Below are 23909 nucleotides of genomic sequence, written 5' to 3' on the forward strand. Positions count from 1 at the left end.
CCCTGCCCCCGCGATCACTCGATCCCCCATCATAACAAGGAGTGCGTCGCGTGAAGATCGACGTAGCACAACTGCGACCGATGACCAAGATGAGCCGGGAGGAGAAGGCCGTGCTCGATGGCCTCGGACCGCTCGCAGCGGATCCAGGCCTCCACTATCTCGTCTACTCCGAGAGCCAGGAGATCATCGAACCGGCACTCCTGTACCTCTACGCGACGTATGGCCACGACGGGCGTCCCCCGGTGGACGAAGAGGACGCTCCAAGCCTCGCGTCGAACCGCGCCGCAGCCTATGAACTGGCCGAGTGGTTGCGCTTCCTGCTGTTCGTCAAGCGCAAGTGGGAGACGGCCGACCAGCAGCTGTTCTGCGTCTACGCCAGCCTCCTTGCGACCAGGGTCAGCTACCAGACCGGACGGAGCCGCAAGGCCGGCACCATCTCGCACAAGTTCTCTACCATCTTCGGCTTCTACCGCTGGACTAACGCCGCCCGCCTCACCGACGTCCGATGGGAGCCGAAGCAGATCAGGTCGGGATACAAGCGCGCGGGGCGCGAACGGAAGAGGCTGAGCGACGACGAAATCCGGCCCTTCTCGCCGCCAGAACTGAAGAAGCTGCTGGCGGAGCTCGGACCCCTGCCATCGCAGCGCCCTAACGGAAGCACCCGGCCCTGCCGCGACCGGCTGCTGTTCCAGACAGGACTCCTCACGGGCCTGCGCGGCGAGGAGATCTGCTACCTTCGCGCGAGGCAGATCCTGCGGCTGAAGCCCGATCTGGACCGTCCCAATGAAACCCAGGCCCTGCTGGTGACGGTCACGAAAGGGAGGAAGAAGCGCTGGGTCGCTCTCCCGAACAGCCTCATCCACGAACTCAAACTGTATATTCGGGGAGAGCGAGCGGACGCGGTCGGCAAGTTGGTCGATAAGGGCGGCGCCGACCACAACCGGCTCTTCGTCAACCTCGCCGACCACGCGAAGGCGGGTTCATCGATCACGACCAAGACGATCCACAGGCGAACCCACGCGCTCATGGTGCGCCTGGGCTTCACCGAGAAGGACGAGAAGATCGTCGATGGGGAGAAGGTCGCCTGTCTGCGCATCCTGCACAGCTTCCACGACACGCGACACACGTACGCAATCAACCTCTACCTGGCCCAGCGGTCGGCGGGCGATCCGAAGCCGTGGGAGACGGTGTCGGTGATGCTCGGACACGATCACTGGAAGACCACGGAGGAATACTACCTGCGCTCCGTGGGCCTCTTCGAGCCACAGATCGGTGTCCGTCTTTCCAACTACCTGGAGGACCTCTGATGAGCCGGCTCTCCCCTTCCGAGCAGATGTTGGCGGACCTCGCTGCCGCCGGGATCGACGAGGAAGCGCTGCTCGCCGAGACGCGGCCCGAACCGTGGCATGCTGCGGATGGCACGCTTGTACTCGACTCCTTCGGGGACGAGCGGCTTCCGCTAGATCTCGAGGTCGTGTTCCTCCGCGACGTTCCGAACATCAGATCCGCGTTCGGAGCCTACCTGGCGTTCCGCGCGAGGCAGGTGAAGGCGATCTCGATAATTCCGGAATTCGTCGCGCTGGGAAAGTTCATCGACTTCCTGGTCGACAGGAAGCTCGCACTCATCCGTCCGCGCGACATCACCGATCAGCTGTTGGACGCCTATCGCGACTGGCTCAACGACTACGAGAAGCCGCTGACGGGAAAGGGGCGCGACGAGCATGCGGCGGTCTTCTCCAGCGTCGGAGGCGGCAAGCTCGGCGTGGAGACGAAGCGCGTCTGCATGCACCACCTCCTCGAGGCGCTGCGGATGCTGCGTGTGGACTCGCGATGGTTCCTGGAGATCCGCCGCGATCTGGACCTGGTCCGCGGTGGGGACTGGGCAACGAGCGGCAGCCGCCGCACGCCGGTCACCATCCTGACGAGGCCGAGGCTCAAGCTGCTGGTCCGTCTTTGCAGGGAGGAGGTCGTCGAGGTCAGCAAGCGGCTGCGCGATGCCTGGGATGTAATCGACGGCAAGGATACGGCCGATCGCCAGACGATCGTCGATCGGGAGCTCATCCTGGAGGTCGGACGCATCCATACGCGGTTCCAGGGGAAGCCGCCTCTTCGCAAGAAACTAGCATCCGCGCTTGGTGAGGATCTTGCGCAATTCCCTCGTCTGCGAGCGCTGAAATCCTCCCAATACAACGCGGCGCTGTCGATCCTCTATCCCAGCGGACGGCTGCTCATGCCGTTCATGCTGCTGTTCGGGATCTACTACCGATACAATCGGTCTATCGTCACGACGCTGAAGGAGTCGCACTTCAGCGAGCAGCCGTCCGCGCACGGCAAGCGGCTGCGGGGCCTTCCCTTCAAGAACCGAGCGGGCAAGACGCAATACGCTTCCTGGCCGATCACCGATGACTACCACAACCCGTCGAAGATGATCGAACTGCTGCTGCTGTGGACCAGCCGGATCCGCTCGGAGGCAGCCACCGGCGAGCAAAACCACCTTTTCCTCGAGCGTTGCTTCGGAGCCCGCACGCGGAGTCTTGCCAGCAAGGACGGCTTCAATCGCGCGCTGGTGCGCTTCCTGAAGGATCACGAGGAGACGCTGAAGGTACGCTTCACCTTCCGTTCGCTCCGTCCGACGGTGATCAACCTCGTTCACCACCTCTTCGATGGCGACCTCGTCGCCACGGCCGAGGCCGGGCAGCACAACCCGCAGGTGATGATCGACCACTATCTGAGCGACGGAGCCCGCCGCATCAACGACGAGGCGCTCGTGCCCGCGATGCATCTTCGGGATCAGTGGTGGCGCAGCCACGGGATCATCGACGGGCGAGCCGACAAGCGCCGTGGCGACGTGTCGGCGGCCACACCCGGCTTCCGCTGCGAGGACCCGTACGACTCGCGGGTGCCCGGCCAGCGACCAGGCGACCCTTGCACGGCCTACGGCATGTGCGCCGTCTGCCCTCTGGGCAAGGTCGACATCTCCTCGCCGGACGCGTTCGCACTCGTCGTCAAGTTCCGCGAGGCGCTCCTGAGGTCGCGCAGCCGGATGCCACAGGAGAGCTGGATCGCCCGCTGGGCGCCAGTGCTGGACCGCATCGAGACCTACACGCTGCGGCTGTTCCCCGAGCAGGTGAAGGCGGGAGCAGTGCTGGACATCCCTCCGTTGCCAACGGTGGAGTAGAGGAAAAATGAAGACTGAACAGATCATCGCGCGCCAGCGCAGGACCGGCGTGCACCCGCGCGACGCAAGCCCGGATGGGTGCGTGTCCACAACGAGTGGATGGGCTGACGAGACCTGGTTCCTGGACCCCCACAGGCCAGGATCCCGCCCCTCCGATTTTTCGATAACATGGGACCCCTCGACCTCGCCCACAGTCACCGAGTGCCTCAAGGCGCTTCTGTGGTCGCTCCTGGTCAGCAGGCCGAAGGGCAAACCGCTCGCACTGGGAAGGGCCGTCGGCCTCTATCCCAGGCTCAGGTATCTGGGCCGATGGATGGATTACCGTCGCCACAGCGGCTTCGGGACGCTCTCGTCCGTAGCGATCCAGGTCTACCGGCAGGACCTGGTGAAGTACTTGGGCAACGGGAACGACGACGAGAAGCCCGAAGTGGACGTCGAGACCGGTGCCGTCGCAAGCTACCTCTACCCGCTGCGAGACGCCTACGAGCAGGCGCATCAGCTTAGGGCGGCCGGCGTCGAGCCGATCAGGATCGATCCCTTCGCCGGCAGCTCCGCCTGGGCGGTCGCGGAGGACATCGTGCCTCAGGTGGAGGGGTTCACGCCTCCGCTTCCCGACGAGATCGTCCTTCCGGTCGTGCACGCCGTGAACCGCTTCATCGGAACACCGGCCGAGGACATCCTCCGGCTGCAGGATCTCTGCCTTCGCCAGCAGCGACCCGACCGCGCTCACGTATCGAACTGGGAAGCGATCATCAGGGAGCTGCGATCCTTCACGTTCGGGACGCCCAAGGGCGAGATCGAAGCCTGGCATCCACCATTCTCCGAGTTCCTGAAACGCCGCGACCAGCCGGAGAGCGCAGAGCAGGATGAAGAGGATGGCGAAGATGAAGGTGACCGGGAGGTGTATGGCACGAACCGCGTGCGGCGCCTCATCTACGATCTCGCAGCTGCCTGCGTCATCCTGCTCCGGTTTCAGACCGGTGTCAGGCACGGCGAGATCCTCACCTTCGAACCGGGTCTGGGGGACGACGGTCTGCCAACATGCGTCACCGTCGAGCAATCCCTGAGCGGGGCCTACGACCTATTCTTCGTGCATGGCGTGGTGTCGAAGGGCTGGGAACATCCGACTGACACCCGCTGGCTTCTGGCCGGGCGCGTGGCAGGAGACGAACGCCTGCCGGACGCGGTCCGAGCACTGCAGATCCTCAACCAGCTCTTCGGTCCGTGGCGGGTACGCAGCGGGCGGGAGGATACGCGCGGGGCGCTGCTCCTCATGCTCGGGACGGGTGGACTGCCGAGCGATGCCTCCGGCGTGCTCCCGATGCACACGGACCAACTCGCCATGATCATGAAGGCGTTCGTCGAGCGGAATGTGAGCTTCGCCCATCTCGATCCGACGGACGAACGTCTCAGGAACTACGTGACCTCGCGCGGCCGGGCGATCCAGAGCCGCCAGTGGCGGAAGACATGGGCGAACTGGATGATCCGGGTCGACAAGCGGCTACTGACGGCCATCTCCCAGCAGTTCCATCACAACTCGATCGTGCTCACGCAGGACGCCTACATCGGCAAGGACGCCATGCAGCTGGGCCTCGTCGAGAGCGCGGCGATGGAGCGCGCCGTCCGCTACATGCGGCGTGCCATGGAGGGCGAGGATCACGTCGGAGGGGGCTTGCGGAAGGTCGTGGATGCGGACCTGACCGAACTGCGGCTCAGGATCGCCGGCCTGGAGGAATCCGTCCGAGACTACGAGATCAGGACATGGCTCCTCGAGCGCGACGTACGCATCTGGTTCTCGCCGCATGGCAAGTGCTTCATCGGCCTCCTGCCGACCGACTCCCGATGCCACGAGGTTGCCGGAACCGCCGACTGGGCCAACCAGGCGCCGGCGTTCGCGCACCGCACGCCGCAGCTCTGCTCCGGCTGCCCGTGCTTCGCGGTGGACGAGGACGATCTACCCTTCTGGGCGGAGCGCTACCTAGAGAACCGCGACATCTGGAACGCAGCCGTCAGACGCCACATGGAGGCGGACTACACCGTCGCGAGGGAGCGGTCGGAGCAGTCCGGTAAGATCCTCCGATCCCTGGGCGTCGAGCCTTCCACTCTGCATCACGAGGTGACCCATGCCGAAGGTCGTTGAGTTCGACGACGCCGTTGCGCAGCGTATCGAGAAGGCGGTCGCGTCGATAACCGGAGACACGCCCGAGGATCCCGTGCTGAAACGACGGGCATCCCGGGGGACCCTGAAGCTCAACTTCGCAACCGTCAGCGCCGAAGCCAGGGTCGCGCGGCACCTGATCGATCACGAGGGATGCGTCTACGCCGAGCAACACGCTTGCATCGCGGAGGCCATGGCCGGCAGGGGGACGGCCGTGCCTCTCCGGAAGCAGCTCGACCAGGCTCGCAGCAGCCTCGCGGAGAGAAACGAGCAGCTGGCGCGCTGCCAGTCTTACAACCTCCACATCCTTACGCGCCTGCACCAACTGGATCTCGAGGTCGCCCGGCTGAACGAGCTGGTCGACACCATGGACACCGGTGGCAGCGGGCCGACGGAGCTGATCGGCACGGGTCGGGTGATCGGCCTTCCGCCGCCGCAGCGTCCCAAGGCGAGGGGCGGCGCGAAGCCTAAGCGGCGGTGACGTCGCACTCGGGGGTGGGCAGGTGCCGCCAGCCGAGTGCCTCGATGATCGCCAGCGCTCCCCTCTCCACGACCATGGACAGGCGGCGGCGGGTTTCGACGTCGATCGTCGACGAGCAGCCGAGCGCCCTTACCAGAGACCGGGCCGTGTACGGATCGGCGAACCACCGCGCTCCGGTCTCCAAGTGGCACCACGAACCGGAGGCGAGCGTCACTTCCAGCGCCGCTGCCAGAGCGGGCTTGCGGGAGAGGTCCGCCATCCCCGACCGAAGAAGGTCACGGCCGAGGTCGGGATAGCCACCGGGCACCGGACGGGATTCGAGATCGCGCTCATCAACGAACGCCGCGCCGGTCGACGAGAGCACGATCCGGCCCCTGGACCAGAGGTTGGGCACAGCGGTATCGCGGCGCAGCCAGATCGCGTTCTCGGGATCGGCGGACGGGCGTAGCGCCCTGACCGCGCCTTCGGAACCGTCGGGAAGGATGCACCTGTTCACGACGTCCCAACCGATCGCGGATCCGACGAGTTCGCTCCGACCAACCCTTCGCATCAGGAAGTCCTCGCCGTCCGCCAAGGCTGCAGGCACGCGGCCTTCCGCATGCAGGGTCCCGAGCGCATGTCGCAGAGCGCCCGCCGCGCCAGCAACGTAGATGCGCGCCATCCTGCTTCCGGCGGCATCGGCGGCGTCGCCACATGCCGATAGCGAGGTCAGGGCCAGAGTGAAGATCGCGTCCGCGTCAGCGACAGCGGCGGGAAGCGCGGCCGCCCTGGCGCGTTCCGTGGCGGCGCTCACGCGGCAGCCCTCTCGGAGATCGTTGCATAGGGCATGACGAACGGGACGAGCGTGGCCCTGAACGTGAGGACCGGCAACCCGTCCGCCGAATCCGGCATGATGCGCAGGACCGTGTAGTCCCTGCCGGCGAACACCGGGTGATCGACGACCTGGTCGAGCGACCGTCCCGCCGCCGCCGACGTGACGATCTCGGGCAGCGGTCCGGGGAACTTGAGCATCGCCGAGCCGCCGAACGCCGTCAGCAGGCATCCTCCCACCTCGGCCGTGAAACCCAGCACCGGGCCGAAGTGACGGATCGCGAACCTGCCGCGCGGATCGTCCACCGCACGGATCACGACCCCCGGGGCGGCGAACGCGCGATCGAAGTGCTGCGCCTCCGAACGTCCGATCTTCCCGTTCCCGTGTCGGAGGCGCTGCGCGCGGCGGACGAGTACGGGCTGGGAATCGTGGATCGGCCGCCAAGGCCAATCCTGCGGCGGACGGATCAGCGTGACGGCATCGCTGAGCGATACGCCCTCTAGTGTCGCGAGTTCGAGAAGGAGCGGCGAGACCTTGCGCACCGTCGCTTCGAGATGCATCCGAAAGAGGTGCAGGCGATCTAGCTCCGTCCTGACCAGGAACCCTGCGATCCGGAGCGCGACCGAAGACGCATTGACGTCCCTGACCTCCACGTCGCGCTTGCTGGCACCGGTCATGCCGCGATACCCAGGGCGTCGATCAGCCAGCGGATCCAGTCGGGCGACTGCGACATGACCTCCAGGGGCGAACGATCGCCGAGGTTGCGGTTGCCGCGCCGGAGCCAGGCGCGGATCCTCACCTCGTTCCCGAGAACGGCGATCAGCACCGGATCGAACTCAACGAGGAGCCGCATGCGCCGTTCGGCGGACGACGGATCATACGTCGCCACGAGGTGGACGGGACCCTCGTTCCCCAGGCCGAGGAGCGCCGAGCACTCATCACCGCTCAGCCCCCACCGGACCGCGACCGCGTCCCAGCGGGCGAGAATACCCGTGAGGGGCACGACCGGGCGGGGCGCCTCCGCGCTCACGACGCGAGCCCCATCTCGACCAGACGCCGCATGGCGCGGAGCTCCGACATCGTGCCCGACATGACGTCGAGCGGCGTCAGCCACCCGAGCGTCGGCGTCGAAGTGCGCAGCCAGTCCTGCAGCAGCATCTCCGCGAGGCCGATGCGGTAGCCGACCTCGATGAGGATGCGCATGCGCGCTTCCGTGTCGCGCGGCGGGCTTTCTTCGTCCACGCCACCCGCCGGCAACAGCGCCCGTCGCTCACTGGGCGAGAGGTCCCACCGCCTCTCGAGCGCCTTCCATGCCGAGCGCATGGATCGCAGCTCCAGCGCCGCGAGATCATCGTGCTTCATCTTGCCTTCCTCCTTGAAAACCTGGTGGTCCCCGAGCCTTTCTCGGGACAGGTCTTGGCGAGGCAGGCCTGGAGGCGGGGTGGGTCCGCTGATGGGAGGCGATCGGCATCTTGCTGTTCTCCTTGACACCTATATGACGTCGCGGAGTTCTTGTGTAAAGAACAATGTTGGGTTAATGCTCTTTCTTTGAGAACTTATGCATCTGGATTCCCCAGGCGGGGCTCAGCTTGAAGGGAGATCGCCATGGTGACGGCAGCGCAGCTGTATGATCATGTCTCCTGCCCGCGGCGGGTCGATCTCGACCTCCACGGCGATGGTGAACTGCGAGACGAGTTGAGCGCCTTCGTTCGGATGCTGTGGGAGCGTGGCGCGTCGCACGAGGCCGAGACGATCAACCAGCTCGCTTCCGATGCCGTCCGGTTGTCAGGGCTCACCGGGGATGAGCGGCTGCGGGCGACCATAGAGGCGATGGATGCCGGCGCCTCTATCATTCATGGCGGGCGTATCATGGCGGACGATCTGCTCGGCGATCCGGACCTGCTGCTGAGGCGCGGGGAGCGCTACGTAGCTGCCGACATCAAATCCGGGCGCGCCGAGGAGGCCGGCGGGGAGGACGAGGATGGACGTCCGAAAGCCCACTACGCCGTACAGGTCGCCCTCTACACGGACGTCCTCGAGCGGCTCGGCCGCTCGGCCGGCAGGTTCGCCGAGATCTGGGACGTCGATGGTCGACGCGTCGAGTACGACCTGGATGCGAGGCGCGGCCCTCGCACCCCGACAAGCTGGTGGGATCTCTACCTCGCCACCCGCGACGCCGTCCGGCGGATCGCCGCGAGCCGCCATTCCACTCGCGGCGCCCTCTCGGCCTCGTGCGGCCTATGTCACTGGCGCTCCGTCTGCACGGCCGAGCTGGAGGCGGCAGATGATCTGACGCTCATCCCGTCGCTCGGGCGAGCGGCGCGCGACAGCATGAGCGATCTACTGCCGACGGTGGCGAAGCTGGCGCGGTGCGATCCCGAGGCATTCATCACAGGCAGGAAAACCGCCTTCGCCGGGGTCGGTTCTGACCGGTTGCGGATCTTCGTCACGCGCGCGAGGCTCCTGTCCACCCCTGGCGCGCGCGCCCACCTCACGGCACCGGTCGAGCTGCCGTGTACGGCTCACGAGATCTTCTTCGACATTGAGGCCGACCCGATGCGCGACCTCACCTACCTACACGGCATCGTGCACCGTACAAACAGGGACACAGCACGAGAGCGATTCGTCGCCTTCACGGCTGAGGAGCCCACGCCCAAGGCGGAGCGCGAGGCGTTCGCGGCAACCATGGCGCACTTCGCGGAGCATCCGGCCGCGACCATCTACTACTACAGCAAGTACGAGCGCACCGCGTATCGCAAGCTGCAGCGACGATACCCCGACGTCTGCTCGCCCGAGGACATCGAGGCGCTCTTCACACCGCCCCGTTCCATCGACCTCTACTGCGACATCATCACCAAGGCCACCGAGTGGCCGACCCGGAACCATTCGATCAAGACCCTGGCAAAACACCTCGGCTTCAGGTGGCGGGACACCGATCCCTCGGGCGCGGCATCAATCGAGTGGTACAACCGGTGGATAGAGACGGGTGACCGTAAGGTCTTGCAACGCATCATCGACTACAACGAAGACGACTGCATCGCGACCCGCGTGCTGCTCGATGGCGTTCGGGCGCTCAAGCCAGCGTAGCCCGTTGGTTCGGCTCCCCTTTCAATTACGTCATCACGACTTGTAGTTCCGCTAGCGCAGGAGCTCCGACGGCATCGTCTCCTTCGACAGTAGGAAGCCGATTGATGGATCGTCGATTCCCGCCGACGGGAGGGTCGTAGCGCATCGGGACCGAACCGAGTCCCGAGTGCTCAAGGCTCGTCGCATCGGCCGCCGCGTCTCGCAGTCGCTATGTAGTGGAGAGCTGCCTCACGTACGTCCCGTCCTGCCAGCGTTTCCGCGGTATGCGGGTATCGCTCGGTGACCTCTAAACCCTTCGCGTCCGCCCAGAAGCTCAGGAGGTGCCTCAATCGTGGTCGTCCCTCGTCATCCCCGAGCTCGGCCTTCCATTGGTCAATGGGGGCGGGGCGCTCCAGATACGCCATCAACGCCTGCAGACGCGCGTGGGCGATAGGCAGCTTCGCACGATCGAAGGACTTCGGCGGTGCGTTCAGCATCGCCTCCGCGCGGTCAAAATAGGGACCCTCGTCCAGGAACCCACGGCCGCGGCTCATCTGCGCGACGGAGGCCCGGTGAGGGGTCGCAGGCGGTGTCCATCCGAACGCCCGCTCCAGGTCGATGAAGGCTTCCGACAACTGGCGGCTCGAGGCGACCATGCCGGCGAGCGCGGCTACGATACGCCTGGTTTCCACGTGGACGGCCGGCAACGCCGGACGCGCCTCGTCCCGGTCCCGAGGAACAGGGACGGACAGCAGCTCGGGACCGCCCGAGGGACCTCGGAATGCGTCGGCGAGCACCGTCAGAACAGGCGAAGAGTCGTGCGGAGTCTCCATGCCCGGCGGAAGAAGTCCATACGAGCCGGCTGCGGCTATGAACGCGCGACACCACTCGGGCCAGCAGTTCTCCACCATCTCGATGGCGTGCGCCTGCGGTATGTACAGGCGGTTGAGCTCGAATACGGCCGAAAGCGCCAGGACGCGAGGCAGGTCGTAGGCGACGCGTTTCCCAGTGCCAGACCGGATCTCGTCGGGAAAGGGCTTCAGCCTCAGCTTACGAAAGCGTGACCGGATGTTCTCGGGAGAGGTCTCGTGCAGGTCGGCCAGCAACCTCTCGGTCGATCCGTAGCTCAGCCCAGGCCAGCCGCGATCCACACGATCAGCACTCACCGGAGCGTCTCCGGATACTCGGCGGTCGAGCTGAAGCGACGGCTCGCCAGCCACTGGTCAATGTCGGCCCGGTAATAGGTGATCCCCTTGCGCTTGAAGAGGCGATGGAAGGCCGGGCCTCCCCCCTCTCCGCGCAGCTTGATCAAATAGCCGGCGCTGCAACCGATGTAATCCGCCGCTCCATCGGTGTCGAAGCTGTTCCTCACCATCTGATCGGGAGCCAAATCCCCCGTCGAAGCCTGCCGCATGATCTCCTACCTCCGGCTTTGGGTAGTATACCACCGGATACAAGAGTCAAGGATAGTGTTCTACAGGATACTATACGCCGCTCTCCACCTGCTTTTCCCGTCGCCGCCGGCGCCTCGTCCGACGGGCGGGGTTGAGAGCCAGGATGCCCGCGACATCGCCGCGGGCCCAACACGCCAACGCGGCGTCGAGCAGGTCTCCCCAGCGCTGCAGCGCATCCGCCTTCTCGTCGTAATAGTCATAGAGCTGATAGAGACCGACGATGCCGGACAGACTTCCCGATGCATGGTTCAGGACTGCCTCGGTGACGGCGATCGGAACACCTAGGCCCTGGCACCCGGTCGCCAGTGACCTGCGAAGATCATGGACAACCCACTCCGCCACGCCCGCGCCAACGAGTGCGCGCGCTTCCTCCGAGCTGGCGACGAGTTCAGCGACCAGCTCGTCGACGCGCTCCTTGAGCTTGCTGAAGCCGCTGATCCCGACCTTGCCGTCCGTCGTGATCGCCGGGCCGCGGCGAAGGGCGGCTTCCGGCTGCAGGGCTTCCACGATGGTGATCGCCTGCTCGCTCATGGGGACGAGATGGTCACGCTGGTTCTTGGTCCGCGTCGCCGGGATGACCCAGTCGCCGGCCTCCATGTCGAATTCCGACCAAGGCACGTTGGCGACTTCGCGTAGCCGCTGACCGAGAAGGATCAGCAGACGGTAGAATGCACGGAACGGTTGAGGCAGCCCGTCGAGCGCCACCCACACCACGACGATCTCCATCAGCGACAGGGTCCGGGTGCGCCTACCCTCCTTATAGGGCAGCCCGGCGCCCTCCAGCGAGGACGCCTGCAGGATACCCTTCTCCTTGGCGCACCAGTTCAGCATCTGGCGCAACCACTTGAACGCTTTGTTCGCGGCGTCGTGGCTCCGGTCGCCGATCTTCTCGACGACCTCCGCCACGAGTTCCTTGGTGATCTCGTCCACGGTGTGGTCCGCGAACGCAGGCTTCAGGTCCCGATCGAGTACACCCCTGATGTCGTCCTCGCTGCGCAGCCCTCCGGCCACGACGTGCTGCTTGAACCAGCGGTCGGCGACGAGCGCGAACATGCGATCGGCTCGGACCCCGGCCGTCGCCTCCGCCTCCTTGCGCCCGGCGTCGCGCACCTCGGCGGGATCGATCCCCGCCCGCACCTGCGTGAGCAGATCCAGCGCACGCTTCCTGGCCTGATCGGTCGTCCAGGGCGATCCATGCTGCCCGATGGTGAAGGTGCGCTGCGGCTCGGTGCGGCCTCCGATCACGCGGTAGCGCAGGATGTAGGTACGCGTACCAGAGGACGCGACGCGTACACCGAACCCCTTGACCTCGGTGTCCCAGAGCGTCACGCGTTGCCCGGCCGAGGGGCGGGGGAAGTCCTCCACCACCGTCTTCTTCAGCTTGCTTACCTGCTTCTTCGACGCCACCACACAACTCCCGAACGACCGCACCGACGGCGCGAACCGGGCATCACCAGGGCATCACTAGAAAGTAAGGTGCCGACCCCGACGATTGCCTACGATGAGGAATAATCGAGCGCGGTCAGCGAGTTAATCCCGAGTGGATGGCTACGATTAGCTATGGATTGCTATGTGAATCTTCTTGGTAAGGCTGAGGTCGTGAGTTCAATCCTCACCGGCAGCACCATTTTTCAACCGATTACGCGTTAGCCGAAGGCTGCCCGCCGTGGGTGGGGCCTCGCGCGGTCAGCGGAGAGCGGCGTGGCGCTCTGCTTGCCGCGTTTTGCTCCGCTCATCGAACATCGCGCCGTGTTGGAAGTCAGAAGTGCGATCACGCGCAGTTATGCCGCGATATGGCTGGTCGATCGTACGGTGCTGACGGCGATCATCAACGCGGCGTGACGATGAAACGATCGGCGCAGGCTCCGGTGATCAACCCACCCAATTGCCGATCCAAAGGCGCTTGGCACGCCCTCAGGACGCACCACCGTACAGGAACGGCAGCGTCGCGTAGCGTCGTCCGCTCGTCACGCGCGTCACCTCATGCAGCAGCGAACAGGAGAACACGATCGCCCCACACCGCGGCGCGCGATAGGTGCGCGAACCGAACTCGGGAAACCGCAGGTCGCCGCCGTCGTAATCGTCGTTCAAGTTGATCGTTACCGCGAAACGCCGGTGCGCGGTCGCGGGCGTCGTATTGTCGCGATGCGGCGCGAAGTGCGCTTGGTCGCGCGCGTCGTAGCAGGACACGAGGTAGCGCTCGATCTCAGTCGGGCGCGTCTGAAAAGACCGTTCGATCATCGGCACCAGCCGATGCAGGATCGCGTCGCGCAAGTACGATTGCAGCGTCCGATCCTCGATCAGCAGGTCGCGCCGTCGCTTGACCGCGTGGTTCTGCACCTCGACCGTGCGGTCGCCGATCTGTCGCATCACGCCCGATTCTGCTCCGCCATGCCGGGCGTGCAGCGCGATCAGTTCGGCGGCGTAGGACGCGTCGATGACGTGCGGCAGCACCAGCGCGGGTGCCGCCGCATCGGCCGCCGGTGCCGCGAGTTGCCGTTGCAGCGCCGCAATCGCATCCTCGCCTGCCTGTAGCGGGAACAGTCCGGTCACGCGCAAGCTCGGGTCGAGCAGCAGCCAATAGGGCTTGAGCGTTAGCCCCGTCGCCGATGCCTCGATTGCGCCGTAGCGCCGGCTGACCTGCTGATCGGCGTCGACGAAGACGTGCATGCCACTGCCCTGCAGCGCCTGTACCTGCGCATTGGCGGCATCGCGCGGATCAATCGTGACGCCCAGCACCGCGACGCGACCGTCACTGAACAGTCCGGGACTGTGACGCAGCACACCCAGCGCGGTCGCACAGGCCGGGTGCGCTGCGGTTCCGAAGAACAGCATCAGCACGTGCCGCCCGCCCGCCTTGTCGAAGTCGGCGCCCGCGTCCTGGCCCAGCATAGGCGCGGTGAACCACGGCGCGGGTTCCCCGATCGAGAGTGGCGGAGACGGGCTGGACATGGCTGCGGGCGTGAAGCGTTGCGAGAACGCGGTCAACCCGGCGAGTGGCGTGGCTTGACGATCCGGTGGTGAAGGCCAAGTCGGACCTGTTCACGCTGATGATCGGGCGACAGCAATTGCGCTACAGTGCGCCAACGTGGAGAGGCGGATACTGCCGGGAGACCTCCGCCTAGCACCGATGCCAATCTGGTCGCATTACCGCTCATGATCATCCGCTCGTTGCCTGCACAAGCTGTAGCTTCGCGGAAGCATGCAAAGGATGGCTTATGCAACCCGGCACCATTTGAACGCCGATGGAGCAGGTCAGTGGCGGAGCGGGAGGGATTCGAACCCTCGATACGGTTTTGCCGTATACTCACTTTCCAGGCGAGCGCCTTCGACCACTCGGCCACCGCTCCGCATATCGCTGGGTGGTGTCGCCTACCGGGCGCTGCGCGCTTGTGCAAGCGGTTGCGTAGGCTAGAGCGCGGATGCAGGATGCGGCCATGTCGCTCGCCTCGCTTCTCGCACTGCTCGCCACCGCTGCCGGTCCAGCCGACACTTCGCCGCCGAGCCCCGGTCAGATCGCGCAGTCTGCGCCCGCCGACGAGTGGATTGCGATCCCGGCGGATGAGTTGCTGGTGATGACGCTGGCGCCCGCGGCGGGGCAGACCAAGGCGCGCCGGGTCGTGATCCAGCTGATGCCGTCGCCACTGTCGGGCGGATGGGTCGCAAACATTCGCCGGCTCGCCGCCGCGCACTGGTGGGACGGGACGAGCGTCAATCGCGTGCAGGACAATTATGTCGCGCAATGGGGCGACGCGACCGAGAAGAAGCCACTTCCGCCTGGGCTGCGCGCAATGACGGCGGGTGACTATACGCTGGCGTGGCGGACGCTGGCGGCAGCGTCGCCAAACTTGCTCGATCCTGTGACCGCCCGGCCGACTGACGGTCGCCTCGCCGACGTCTATGCCCCACGCATCACCTGGTACCGCGGCTTTCCGCTCGCCACTGACGCCGCACCGGTTGCGAGCCGGCGGGCGTGGCCGATCCATTGCTACGGTAGCGTCGGCGTGGGGCGCAATCTGGCGCCGGATACGGGATCGGGCGCGGAACTGTACGCGGTGATCGGCCACGCGCCGCGCCATCTCGACCGCAACATCGCCGTGATCGGGCGAGTCATCGACGGGGTCGAGCAACTATCCAGCCTGCCGCGCGGAACCGGCGATCTGGGCTTCTACGAGCAGCCGGCCGAGCGCACGACGATCACGAGCGTGCGGCTTGCAAGTGAACTACCGGCCGCGGAGCGACCGCATTTCGCCTACCTCTCGACCAGCGGAGCGACGTGGCCGCGCTACGTCGCGGCGCGCCAGAACCGTGAGCCGCCGTTCTTCGAACAGCCCGCGGGTGCCGCGGACGTGTGCAACATACCCGTGCCGGTCAGGGCGGAACCCGCGAACAGGTAGCGCGCCCGGGCGTCGGCTAAGGCACACGTGAACCGCTCGCGAAGGCGCCCAACTGTCAGGCCAAGCGCGCGCTCTGTCGTCGGCCACACTATTCCGGCGTGGTTGTCAGCGCCCGCCAACCCAAGTTGCAACCTCGGCCGCGACCTGATTCGCCGCCTGGTTGAGCGACGCACCCGCCGATGCCGCGTCGATGGCCGACACCGGCACGCGCGCCTCGAAGCGGCGCTTCTCCACCGCAGTCGCGTTCACGCGCGTCAGTGCGGCGTCGTAGATCACCACGGCCTGCTGCGTCGTCGCATCGAGCCCGAAGGCGCGTAGTTCCCCTGCGAGATTGCCGCTCGGATCGCTGATCGATTGTACGGGCGAAAGCACGACGATGTTCGCCTGCGCGGTCAGCGTGTCGGACAGCAGCCGCGCGAACAGCCGCGCGGGCGGCTCGGTCCATTGCGCGTCCTTGACGTAGGCGACCGTGTCGGCACTCGCCTGCACCGGCACGCGCGCGGTGGAGAGCGCGGTCGCGACCGAGGGCACCTGCACCACGATCGAGCGCGCGTCGGCGGAGGATTGCGTCCGGCCCGGCTGCGGCTGCGCGGTCGCGTTCAGCGTCAGCAGCGAGGGCGGCGGCTTGGCACCGAAGCTGATGCACCCCGACAGGACGATCGCGACCGCGATAGGCGAGAGACGGAGGAGAGAGTGCCGCACGCTTATTTCCCCTTGTAATCCGGCAGCTTCTGCTGACCGATCAGCGAGCTTGCCCCGCCCTGCTCGACCCGTTCCGCGATCGTGGCGAGCGAGGCCGAGGTCACGCGCAGGTCCCGCACCAGCTGATTGATCTGCGGGATCGTCTGTTTCGAGAAGGTGGTCAGCCCCGGCCGCGCGTCGCCGATCGCGCTGTTGAGCGTGTCCGCACTCGCCTGCGCCGATTTAATCGCGCCGTTCAGATTCTGGATCGTTGGCTGTATGTCGTTGGCGAGCACGCCGTTGGTGGTCTGCGCCAGTTCGCCGATCTGCTGCGCGGCGTTGCCCGCCTGCGCGATCGCGACGCGCGTCTGCGCCAGCGTCGCCGCGATCTCGGGCCCGCGATCGGCGAGCGCGGCCGACAGCCGGTTGGTGTTGTCGAGGATGCCCGCGATCGACGCCTGGTTGCGATCGGACAGCATGCCGGTCAGTCGCTCGGTCAGCGTCGACAACCGTTCGAGCAGCTGCGGTGCAGAATTGAGGATCGCGCCCAAGCCGCCGGTCTTCGTCGGGATCACCGGCTTGCCGAGCGGACAGACCTTGTTCGGGTCGGGGTCGGGACAGGTGATCGGCGGCTGGCCCTTGACCGCGCCGTCGAGGCTGACCGTGCTGGTGCCGGTGAAGCTGCCCTGGATTGTCGCGGTCGTGCCGCGCAGCACCGGGATATCCTGTTTCAGGCTGACGCGGACGCGGACGTATTGCGGGTCGGGCTGCCACAGCGAGATCGACTTCACCTGCCCGGCCGGCACGCCCGAGAAGGTCACCGACGATCCCGTCGCCAGTCCATCGACCGACTGGCGGAAGAAGATGTCGTACTCATGCTCCTCGGTGCCGCCGAAGCGCGCGATCCACACGGTGAAGATCGCCAGCATCGCCAGCAGGATTAGCACGACGGCACCGACGAGGACGTGGTTCGATCGCGTTTCCATCACTTGGTCCCTGTTGTGCGCGCGGCGTCGGTGCGCTCGAGCGTGCGCGTGGGGTCGTCCGCGGGCGCGCCGCGCGCGGCATTGTCGGCGAGCGTGCCCTGCGTGCGTTGGCCCTCGACGGTTCGCGCGACCTCGGTCGGATGCGCGGCCGCGTCGGCGTCGGCCGATCGCGCCTGCCCGTCCATCTTATCTCCCGCCTTCTGCTGCGCGTCCACCGCGGCGCGCCCGCGCGGTCCGTTGAAATATTCCTGGATCCACGGGTGGTCGGTGGCGAGCAGTTCAGGGATGGTACCGACTGCGATAACCTTTTTATCGGCGAGCACCGCGACGCGGTCGCAGATGGCGTAGAGCGTATCGAGGTCGTGCGTGATCAGGAACACGGTCAGGCCCAGCGTGCGCTGCAACCCTTGCGTCAGCTGGTCGAACGCTGCCGCGCCGATCGGGTCGAGCCCCGCAGTCGGCTCGTCGAGGAACAGCAGCTCGGGATCGAGCGCCAAAGCGCGGGCAAGGCCGGCGCGCTTGCGCATGCCGCCCGACAGTTCGGCCGGGTATTTGGGGCCGGCGTCGGCGGGCAGCCCCGTCATCACCACCTTGTACGACGCGATCTCGTCGAGCAGCGCGAGGTCAAGGTCGGGGTAGAATTCGCGCAGCGGCACCTGCACGTTTTCCGCAACCGTCAGGGTCGAGAACAGCGCACCACCCTGGAACAGCACGCCCCAGCGCCGGCGGATGTCGAGCGTTTCGGTCTCGTCACGGCCGAGTGTCGGCTCGCCGAACACCTCGACCTCGCCCGCCTCGGGCGTCTGCAACCCGATGATCGAGCGCATCAGCACCGACTTGCCGGTGCCCGACCCGCCGACGACGCCCAAGATCTCGCCGCGACGCACGTCGAGGTCGAGCCCGTCGTGAACGGTCTGCTCGCCGAAGCGGTTGACCAGCCCCTTGATGCGGATGATGTGATCGTCGCTGTTTGCCATCACAGCCACCCGATCTGTTCGAAGAACACGGCGAAAAACGCATCGAGCACGATTACCATGAAGATCGCCTGCACCACCGCGGAGGTGGTGCGTAGCCCCACCTGCTCGGCGTCGCCCTTCACCTGCATGCCCTGGAAACAGCCGGCGATCGCGATGATCGCGCCGAATACCGGCGCCTTGATCAGGCCGACGAACAGGTCGGTGATCGGCACCACCTCGCGGATGCGCGTGACATAAGCGGCGGGCGGAATGTCGAGCGACAACCAGCACAGGACGCCGCCGCCGATGATCGAGATTACCGAGGAATAGAAGCCGAGCAGCGGCATCAGGACGATCGACGCGATCGTGCGCGGCAGCACCAGTGCCTCCATCGGCGACACGCCGATGACGCGCAGCGCGTCGACCTCCTCGGTCAGCTTCATCGTGCCGAGCTGCGCCGCGAAGGCGGAGCCTGAGCGTCCCGCGACCATGATCGCGGTCATCAGCACGCCCAGCTCGCGCAAGGTGATGCGGCCGACCAGATTGATCGTGAACGCTTCCGCGCCGAATTGCCTGAGCTGTACCGCGCCCTGCTGCGCGATGACGATGCCGATCAGGAAGCTCATCAACCCGATGATGCCGAGCGCGGAAACGCCGACGACTTCAAAGCGCTGCACCACCGCGTTGAAGCGGAAGCGGCTGGGATGGCGGATCACGGTGCCGAGCGAGATAACGGTCGCGCCCATGAAGCCGAGCAGTCCCATCGCGGTCTGCCCAGCCAGCACCACCGCGTCGCCGATCTCCCCCATGACGCGGCGGAACGGCGCGACGCGGGTCGGGCGCATCTGCACCGGCTGATCGGCTGCCTCGACGTGTTCGAACAGCGTACGGTTGTCGCCGGTCAGTCCCTCGACCTGCGCGTCCTTGTCGCGCGCGAAACGGTGGATCACCCAAGCGCCGATCGTGTCGATGCGGTTGATCCCCGACAGATCGATCGCCTTCACCGCCCCGTCGTGCGCAGTCAGCCGCTCGGGCAAGCTGCCGAGCCGCGCCAGCGACAGGTCGCCGGAGAAGCGGATCACGCCCGCGTCGTCGGTGAAATCGGCTGCCGCGCTCATGCGCTGATCCATGCGGCAAAGCTCATCACGTCACAAGCGTTTCGGGTGAACGATCGTTCCGCTTCTGGAATCATCACGTTAGAGCAGCACGTCGACCGCGTGGATCAGCACGCCGACCAATCCGCCGACCAGGGTGCCGTTGACGCGGATGAATTGCAGGTCCTTGCCCACCGCATTCTCCAGCCGCTCGGTAATCGTCCGCGTGTCCCAGCCGCGTACCGTCTCCGACACCAGCCTGACGATCGTGTCGCCGTAATCGGCCGCGGCGCCGACTACGGCGCGGCGCACGAAGCGGTTGATCGTGCGGCCGAGCTTGGGATCGCGCTCGAGCGTGTGACCGAGCTGCTGCAACGCCTCGCCGAACTTGCCCGACAGCAATGCCTGCGGATCGCGCGCCATCCGAAGCATTGCGGCGCGCGCCTGTTCCCACAGGCCGTTGATCCAATTCTGCATCGCCGAATTTTCAAGCAGCTCGATCTTTAGTCGCTCGACCTTGTCGCGCATCTCGGGCGCGTGTTGGAGATCGTACGCGAGGCGCGCCAATCCCTCCTCGGCTTTCAAGCGCAGCGGATGCTCGCGGTTCTCGGCGATGTCGCCGATCAGCTTGTCGATCCCGTCGATCAGCTTGTTGGCGAGCGTCTCGTCCAGGCCGGTCCAACGCAGGATCGATCCCGCGCGGTCGTGCACCATCGCGCGGATCAGATCCTCGTTGCTGCGCAGTGCGTCGCGGCCCCAGCCGATCAGGCTGTCAAGCACGGGCAAATGCCGGTCCTCCGCGACCGCGGCGGAGAGCGCGCGACCGATCATCGGCGACAGCTCGGTCTCGCGCACGCGCGACACCAGCATCGCGCGCACCATCCCGCCTAGACGCTCCTGATCGAGCTCCTGCAAGATCTCGACGGCGAGCCGCGACGTGCCGCGTGCGAGCCGCCCACCCGACCCTTGCGGATTGGCGAGCCAGCGCCCGGCGGCGGCAGCGACGTCGATCCGCGCCATCCGCCTGGCGACAACCGAGGGAATCAGGAAATAGTCGCGCAGGAAGGTGGCGAGTTGGTCGCCAATCCGATCCTTGTTACGGGGAATGATCGCGGTGTGCGGGATCGGCAGCGCCAGCGGATGGCGGAACAGTGCGGTGACGGCGAACCAGTCGGCGAGCCCGCCGACCATCGCCGCCTCGCTGAACGCGCGCACGAAGCCCCAGGCGGGATGCAGCGACTGGAGCGACCGGGTGACGACGAAGGTCACCGCCATAAAAACCAGCAGCCCGGTCGCGATCAGCCGCATCCGCCGCAGCCCGGGCGGGACCGGCGGATGCGGCAGTCGGCGGCGGGCAGTAATCGTCATCCCAAGATCAAAGCGCGAGCGAAACGAAGGTTCATGCCGCTTCCCGCGCGCGCACCCTCATTCCGCCGGATGCGTGCCCTCGCCGCCGTAACCGATCCGCCCCGCGGTGCCCGGTAGCGCGCCAGCAGGCGCATCATGTTCGATCACCGGCTGCCCGTCGTCACCGGGACGATAGGTGAGCAGGCGGCGCCCGATCCACGGACCGATCCGCCGCTCCGCCCCGATCGCGAGGCTGAACGCTGCGGGCACGATCAACAGCGTCAGCAGCGTCGACAGCGTGAGGCCGCCGATCACGACGATACCCATCGGCGCGCGGAACGAATTATCACCCGACAAGGACAAAGCGGTCGGCACCATGCCGGCGACCATCGCGATCGTCGTCATCAAGATCGGCTGCGCGCGCTTGTGCCCGGCATCGATGATCGCAGCGCGCAGCGGCACGCCTGCCTGCATCTCCTCCAGCGCGAAGTCGATCAGCAGGATCGAATTCTTGGCGACGATGCCGAGCAGCATCAGCAGGCCGATGAACACCGGCAGCGACAAGGGCTGGCCCGCGATCATCAGCGCAATCAGGCCGCCTAGTGGTGCCAGCAGCAGCGATCCCATGTTGACGACCGGCGGCAGCAGCCGGCGGTAAAGCAGGATCAGCACCGCGAAGACGAGGAACACGCCCGCCAGCACCGCGAAGACGAAGTTGACCAGCATCTCCATCTGCCACTTGGCCTGCCCGACCTGCAGTTCCTGCACGCCGATCGGCAGGTTCTTCATCACCGGCAGCGCCTTGACCTTCGCCATCACCTCGCTGGCGACGAGGCCGGGCGCGAGGTCCGCACCGACGGTCAGCTGACGCTGCTGATTGAGGCGCGTGATGCGCGTCGGACCCGAACCGAAGCCGATTTCGGCGACGAGGCCGAGCGGCACCGACCCCCCGGTGGCGGTCGGCACCGGCAGGTTCTGGATCGTGTCGAGGCGCGAGCGCGACGATTGCGCCAGCGCGACGCGGATCGGAATCTGACGATCCGACAGCGAGAAGCGCGCGCTGTTCTGATCGAGGTCGCCCAAGGTCGCGATGCGAATCGCGCTGGACAGCGCGGCGGTCGTCACGCCCAGATTGGCGGCGAGGTCGAGCCGCGGGCGGATTTGGATTTCGGGTCGGTTGAGGTCGCCCGCGACGCGAGGGGCGACCACGCCGCGCACGCCCGCCATCTGCTTGACCAAGGTATTGGCGGTCTGTGCCAATTGCGCGGGATCGTCGCCCGCGAGTGTCACCGACAGATCGCGGTTGTTGTCGCCCCAGCCGAACTGCGACTCGAAATTGACGCGTGCGTCGGCGATCTTGGCGAGCTCAGGCGTCAGCTCACGCTCGAACTCGGTCGAGGTTTTGTCGCGCGGCTTCTTGAGCTGCAGGTTCAGGCGACCCGAGCCCACGTTCGTCGTCGCGTAGACGCTTTCCACGAGCGGCTGGCGATGCATCAGCTCGTCGACCTGCTCGACCACCGCCTGCGTCGCCTCCAGCGTCGAGCCCGGCGGCATGGTGACGGTGACGACGCTGCGATCACGGTCCTGCGCCGGCTGGAACGTCATCGGAATTTGGGTGAACAGGAACAACGTCAGCGCGAAGGCGAGCGCGCCGATGCCGACCGTCCAGACCCGGTGGTCGCGCAAATAGCCTGCCGCGCGCCGTAGCCTGCCACGCGCGCGCGTCGCCGGTGTCTTGCCCTCTGCCAGCGTCCAGACGAGCACGCGCTGGTAGACGTCGAGCCAGCGCCCGCCGCCGTGCTCCGCGTGGCCCGACGCTTTCAGGAAATAGGCCGCGATCATCGGCGTGATCAGGCGCGCGACCGCGAGGCTCATCAACACCGCGACGACGACGGTCAGGCCGAAATTCTTGAAGAACTGACCCGAGATGCCGGGCATCAGGCCGACGGGGAAGAACACCGCGACGATCGCCATCGTGGTCGCGAGCACGGCGAGGCCGATCTCGTCCGCGGCGTCGATCGAGGCCTGGAACGCCGATTTGCCCATCCGCATGTGGCGCACGATGTTCTCGATCTCGACAATCGCATCGTCGACGAGCACGCCCGCGACCAGGCTCAAGGCCAGCATGGTCATGTTGTTGAGCGTGAAGCCCAGCATGTCCATGAACCAGAAGGCGGGGATCGCGGAAAGGGGAATCGCGAGCGCGGCGATAAAGGTGGCGCGCCAGTCGCGCAGGAACAGGAACACAACCAGCACCGCCAGCAGCGCGCCCTCGATCATCGAATGGATCGCGGCCTTGTACTGGACCAGCGCATATTCCGATCCGTCGACACGCAGGCGGAACTTGACCTTCGGGTTGCGCTTCTCAAGCGCCTCGAGCTTCGCCTTCGCCTCGCGGAAGACGGTGACGTCGGAGGCGCCCTTGGCACGTTTGAAATCGAATGAGATGACCGAGCGGCCATCGACCGCCGCCGCGCTGCGCCGCTCGCCGTACAGGTCACGCACGACCGCGATGTCGGCGAGGCGGATGGTGCGCCCGCCGCCGACGTTGATCTGCGTCTGGCTGAGTTGATAGGCGGTGTCGGCGTTGCCGATCACGCGCACCGACTGTTCCGCGCCCGCGATCTCCGCGCGGCCGCCCGGCGCATTCAGATTTACCTGACGTAATTGCTGGTTGATCTGGCTGGCGGTCAGCCCCTGCGCCGCGAGCTTCGCGGGATCGAGGATGACGCGGATCTCGCGGTCAACGCCGCCGTTACGCGTCACGCTGCCCATCCCCGACACGGACAGCAGCTCTTTCGCCACCGTATTGTCGATGTACCAGCTCAGGTCCTCGATCGACATGTCGGTGCCGGTCGCGGTGTAGCTGCCGAGCGTGAAATCGTTCGCCTTGATGCGGCTGACCTGCGGCTCGGTGATGCCATCGGGCAGATCGGCGCGGATCTGCGTGATCGCGTCGCGCGCCTCGTTGACCGCACGGTCGATCGGCGTGCCGATCGCCAGCTGCACCACCGTCGTCGAGTCGCCCTCACTGACGTAGGAGTTGATCTCGTCGATCCCCTCCAGGCTGCGCACCGCCGCCTCGACGCGCTGCGTCACCTGGGTCTCGAGCTCGCTCGGCGCGGCGCCCGGCTGGTTGATCGAGATCACCACGCCGGGGAAGTCGATGTCCGGCTGCTGGTTGATGTCCATGCGGATGAAGCTGACCACGCCCATCACGGTCAGCAGCAGGAACAGGACGATCGAGGGCACCGGGTTGCGGATCGACCAGGCCGAGATGTTGCGGAAACCCATCGACCG

At 66.3% G+C, this 23909-nt stretch carries 21 protein-coding genes and 1 tRNA gene; 7 read left to right on the plus strand and 15 right to left on the minus strand.

Annotation, left to right across the window (positions count from 1 at the left end; genetic code table 11):
• Positions 1-50: 50 nt before the first annotated feature.
• Genes BMW51_RS13060 through BMW51_RS13075 form a run of 4 tightly spaced genes read left to right on the plus strand, consistent with a single transcriptional unit; the run spans position 51 to position 5817 of the window.
• Positions 51-1307 carry a tyrosine-type recombinase/integrase gene (locus BMW51_RS13060; protein WP_143051863.1) on the plus strand — a complete coding sequence of 419 codons (1257 nt, stop codon included), beginning with the start codon at positions 51-53 and terminating at the stop codon, positions 1305-1307.
• A complete protein-coding gene (locus BMW51_RS13065) occupies positions 1307-3178 on the plus strand; it encodes a hypothetical protein (RefSeq protein WP_093007144.1) in 1872 nt (623 codons plus the stop codon). The genes BMW51_RS13060 and BMW51_RS13065 overlap by 1 nt, the downstream gene beginning before the upstream one ends.
• Before the next feature lie 7 nt (positions 3179-3185).
• Complete coding sequence (locus BMW51_RS13070; protein WP_093007146.1) at positions 3186-5318, plus strand: hypothetical protein; 2133 nt, start codon at positions 3186-3188, stop codon at positions 5316-5318.
• Positions 5302-5817 (plus strand): hypothetical protein, encoded by a 516-nt coding sequence (locus BMW51_RS13075; RefSeq protein WP_093007148.1) that lies wholly within the window; start codon positions 5302-5304, stop codon positions 5815-5817. Before BMW51_RS13070 ends, BMW51_RS13075 begins: the two co-directional genes overlap by 17 nt.
• Here BMW51_RS13075 and BMW51_RS13080 read toward each other — a convergent pair.
• The 4 genes from BMW51_RS13080 to BMW51_RS13095 are packed head-to-tail and all read right to left on the minus strand — an operon-like array spanning position 5804 to position 7990.
• Positions 5804-6610, minus strand: coding sequence for a hypothetical protein (locus BMW51_RS13080; protein ID WP_093007150.1), 807 nt, complete (start codon positions 6608-6610; stop codon positions 5804-5806). The genes BMW51_RS13075 and BMW51_RS13080 overlap by 14 nt on opposite strands.
• Positions 6607-7305 carry a hypothetical protein gene (locus BMW51_RS13085; protein WP_093007152.1) on the minus strand — a complete coding sequence of 233 codons (699 nt, stop codon included), beginning with the start codon at positions 7303-7305 and terminating at the stop codon, positions 6607-6609. The genes BMW51_RS13080 and BMW51_RS13085 overlap by 4 nt, the downstream gene beginning before the upstream one ends.
• Positions 7302-7658: an MbcA/ParS/Xre antitoxin family protein gene (locus tag BMW51_RS13090; protein WP_093007154.1), complete on the minus strand. Its 357-nt coding sequence runs from the start codon at positions 7656-7658 to the stop codon at positions 7302-7304. The genes BMW51_RS13085 and BMW51_RS13090 overlap by 4 nt, the downstream gene beginning before the upstream one ends.
• On the minus strand, positions 7655-7990 hold the full coding sequence (locus tag BMW51_RS13095) for an antitoxin Xre/MbcA/ParS toxin-binding domain-containing protein (RefSeq protein WP_093007156.1): 336 nt from the start codon (positions 7988-7990) through the stop codon (positions 7655-7657). The genes BMW51_RS13090 and BMW51_RS13095 overlap by 4 nt, the downstream gene beginning before the upstream one ends.
• Before the next feature lie 243 nt (positions 7991-8233).
• Between BMW51_RS13095 and BMW51_RS13100 the strand changes: the two genes are divergently transcribed.
• On the plus strand, positions 8234-9715 hold the full coding sequence (locus BMW51_RS13100; protein ID WP_093007158.1) for a TM0106 family RecB-like putative nuclease: 1482 nt from the start codon (positions 8234-8236) through the stop codon (positions 9713-9715).
• A gap of 170 nt (positions 9716-9885) precedes the next feature.
• Here the strand turns inward: BMW51_RS13100 and BMW51_RS13105 are convergent, their stop codons facing one another.
• The 3 genes from BMW51_RS13105 to BMW51_RS13115 all read right to left on the minus strand — a co-directional run bounded on the left by BMW51_RS13105 (position 9886) and on the right by BMW51_RS13115 (position 12555).
• On the minus strand, positions 9886-10800 hold the full coding sequence (locus tag BMW51_RS13105) for a hypothetical protein (protein WP_093007160.1): 915 nt from the start codon (positions 10798-10800) through the stop codon (positions 9886-9888).
• 56 nt (positions 10801-10856) lie between these two features.
• Entirely contained in the window at positions 10857-11108 is a 252-nt protein-coding gene (locus BMW51_RS13110) for a helix-turn-helix transcriptional regulator (RefSeq protein WP_245708507.1), read from the minus strand.
• Between the two features lie 70 nt (positions 11109-11178).
• Positions 11179-12555, minus strand: coding sequence for a tyrosine-type recombinase/integrase (locus BMW51_RS13115; protein ID WP_177171675.1), 1377 nt, complete (start codon positions 12553-12555; stop codon positions 11179-11181).
• Positions 12556-12849: 294 nt separating this feature from the next.
• Between BMW51_RS13115 and BMW51_RS16140 the strand changes: the two genes are divergently transcribed.
• Complete coding sequence (locus BMW51_RS16140) at positions 12850-12990, plus strand: hypothetical protein (protein WP_177171676.1); 141 nt, start codon at positions 12850-12852, stop codon at positions 12988-12990.
• A 72-nt stretch (positions 12991-13062) separates the two neighbouring features.
• Here BMW51_RS16140 and BMW51_RS13120 read toward each other — a convergent pair whose 3' ends face one another.
• Together BMW51_RS13120 and BMW51_RS13125 are read right to left on the minus strand one after the other, a co-directional pair.
• Positions 13063-14100 (minus strand): 2OG-Fe(II) oxygenase, encoded by a 1038-nt coding sequence (locus BMW51_RS13120; protein WP_143051864.1) that lies wholly within the window; start codon positions 14098-14100, stop codon positions 13063-13065.
• A 307-nt stretch (positions 14101-14407) separates the two neighbouring features.
• A tRNA-Ser gene (locus BMW51_RS13125) sits at positions 14408-14498 on the minus strand.
• Positions 14499-14585: 87 nt separating this feature from the next.
• On the opposite strand from BMW51_RS13125, the gene BMW51_RS13130 reads away from it, so the two are divergent.
• Positions 14586-15545, plus strand: coding sequence for a peptidylprolyl isomerase (locus BMW51_RS13130; RefSeq protein ID WP_093007297.1), 960 nt, complete (start codon positions 14586-14588; stop codon positions 15543-15545).
• 105 nt (positions 15546-15650) lie between these two features.
• On the opposite strand, the gene BMW51_RS13135 is transcribed toward BMW51_RS13130, so the two are convergent.
• The 6 genes from BMW51_RS13135 to BMW51_RS13160 form a co-directional block, all read right to left on the minus strand.
• Positions 15651-16247 (minus strand): ABC-type transport auxiliary lipoprotein family protein, encoded by a 597-nt coding sequence (locus tag BMW51_RS13135; RefSeq protein WP_093007168.1) that lies wholly within the window; start codon positions 16245-16247, stop codon positions 15651-15653.
• A 2-nt stretch (positions 16248-16249) separates the two neighbouring features.
• Entirely contained in the window at positions 16250-17212 is a 963-nt protein-coding gene (locus BMW51_RS13140; RefSeq protein ID WP_093007170.1) for an MlaD family protein, read from the minus strand.
• Positions 17212-18189 (minus strand): ABC transporter ATP-binding protein, encoded by a 978-nt coding sequence (locus tag BMW51_RS13145; protein ID WP_245708509.1) that lies wholly within the window; start codon positions 18187-18189, stop codon positions 17212-17214. The genes BMW51_RS13140 and BMW51_RS13145 overlap by 1 nt, the downstream gene beginning before the upstream one ends.
• Positions 18189-19286 carry an ABC transporter permease gene (locus BMW51_RS13150; RefSeq protein ID WP_093007299.1) on the minus strand — a complete coding sequence of 366 codons (1098 nt, stop codon included), beginning with the start codon at positions 19284-19286 and terminating at the stop codon, positions 18189-18191. The genes BMW51_RS13145 and BMW51_RS13150 overlap by 1 nt, the downstream gene beginning before the upstream one ends.
• Before the next feature lie 78 nt (positions 19287-19364).
• The gene (locus BMW51_RS13155) at positions 19365-20630 is read right to left on the minus strand and encodes a DUF445 domain-containing protein (RefSeq protein WP_218139394.1); all 1266 of its coding nucleotides are present in this window, start codon (positions 20628-20630) and stop codon (positions 19365-19367) included.
• A gap of 57 nt (positions 20631-20687) precedes the next feature.
• Positions 20688-23903, minus strand: a complete 3216-nt coding sequence (locus tag BMW51_RS13160; RefSeq protein WP_093007172.1) for an efflux RND transporter permease subunit — start codon at positions 23901-23903, stop codon at positions 20688-20690.
• Between the last annotated feature and the right edge of the window lie 6 nt (positions 23904-23909).

It is taken from the genome of Sphingomonas palmae (assembly GCF_900109565.1).
In the GTDB taxonomy this organism is placed as follows: domain Bacteria; phylum Pseudomonadota; class Alphaproteobacteria; order Sphingomonadales; family Sphingomonadaceae; genus Sphingomonas; species Sphingomonas palmae.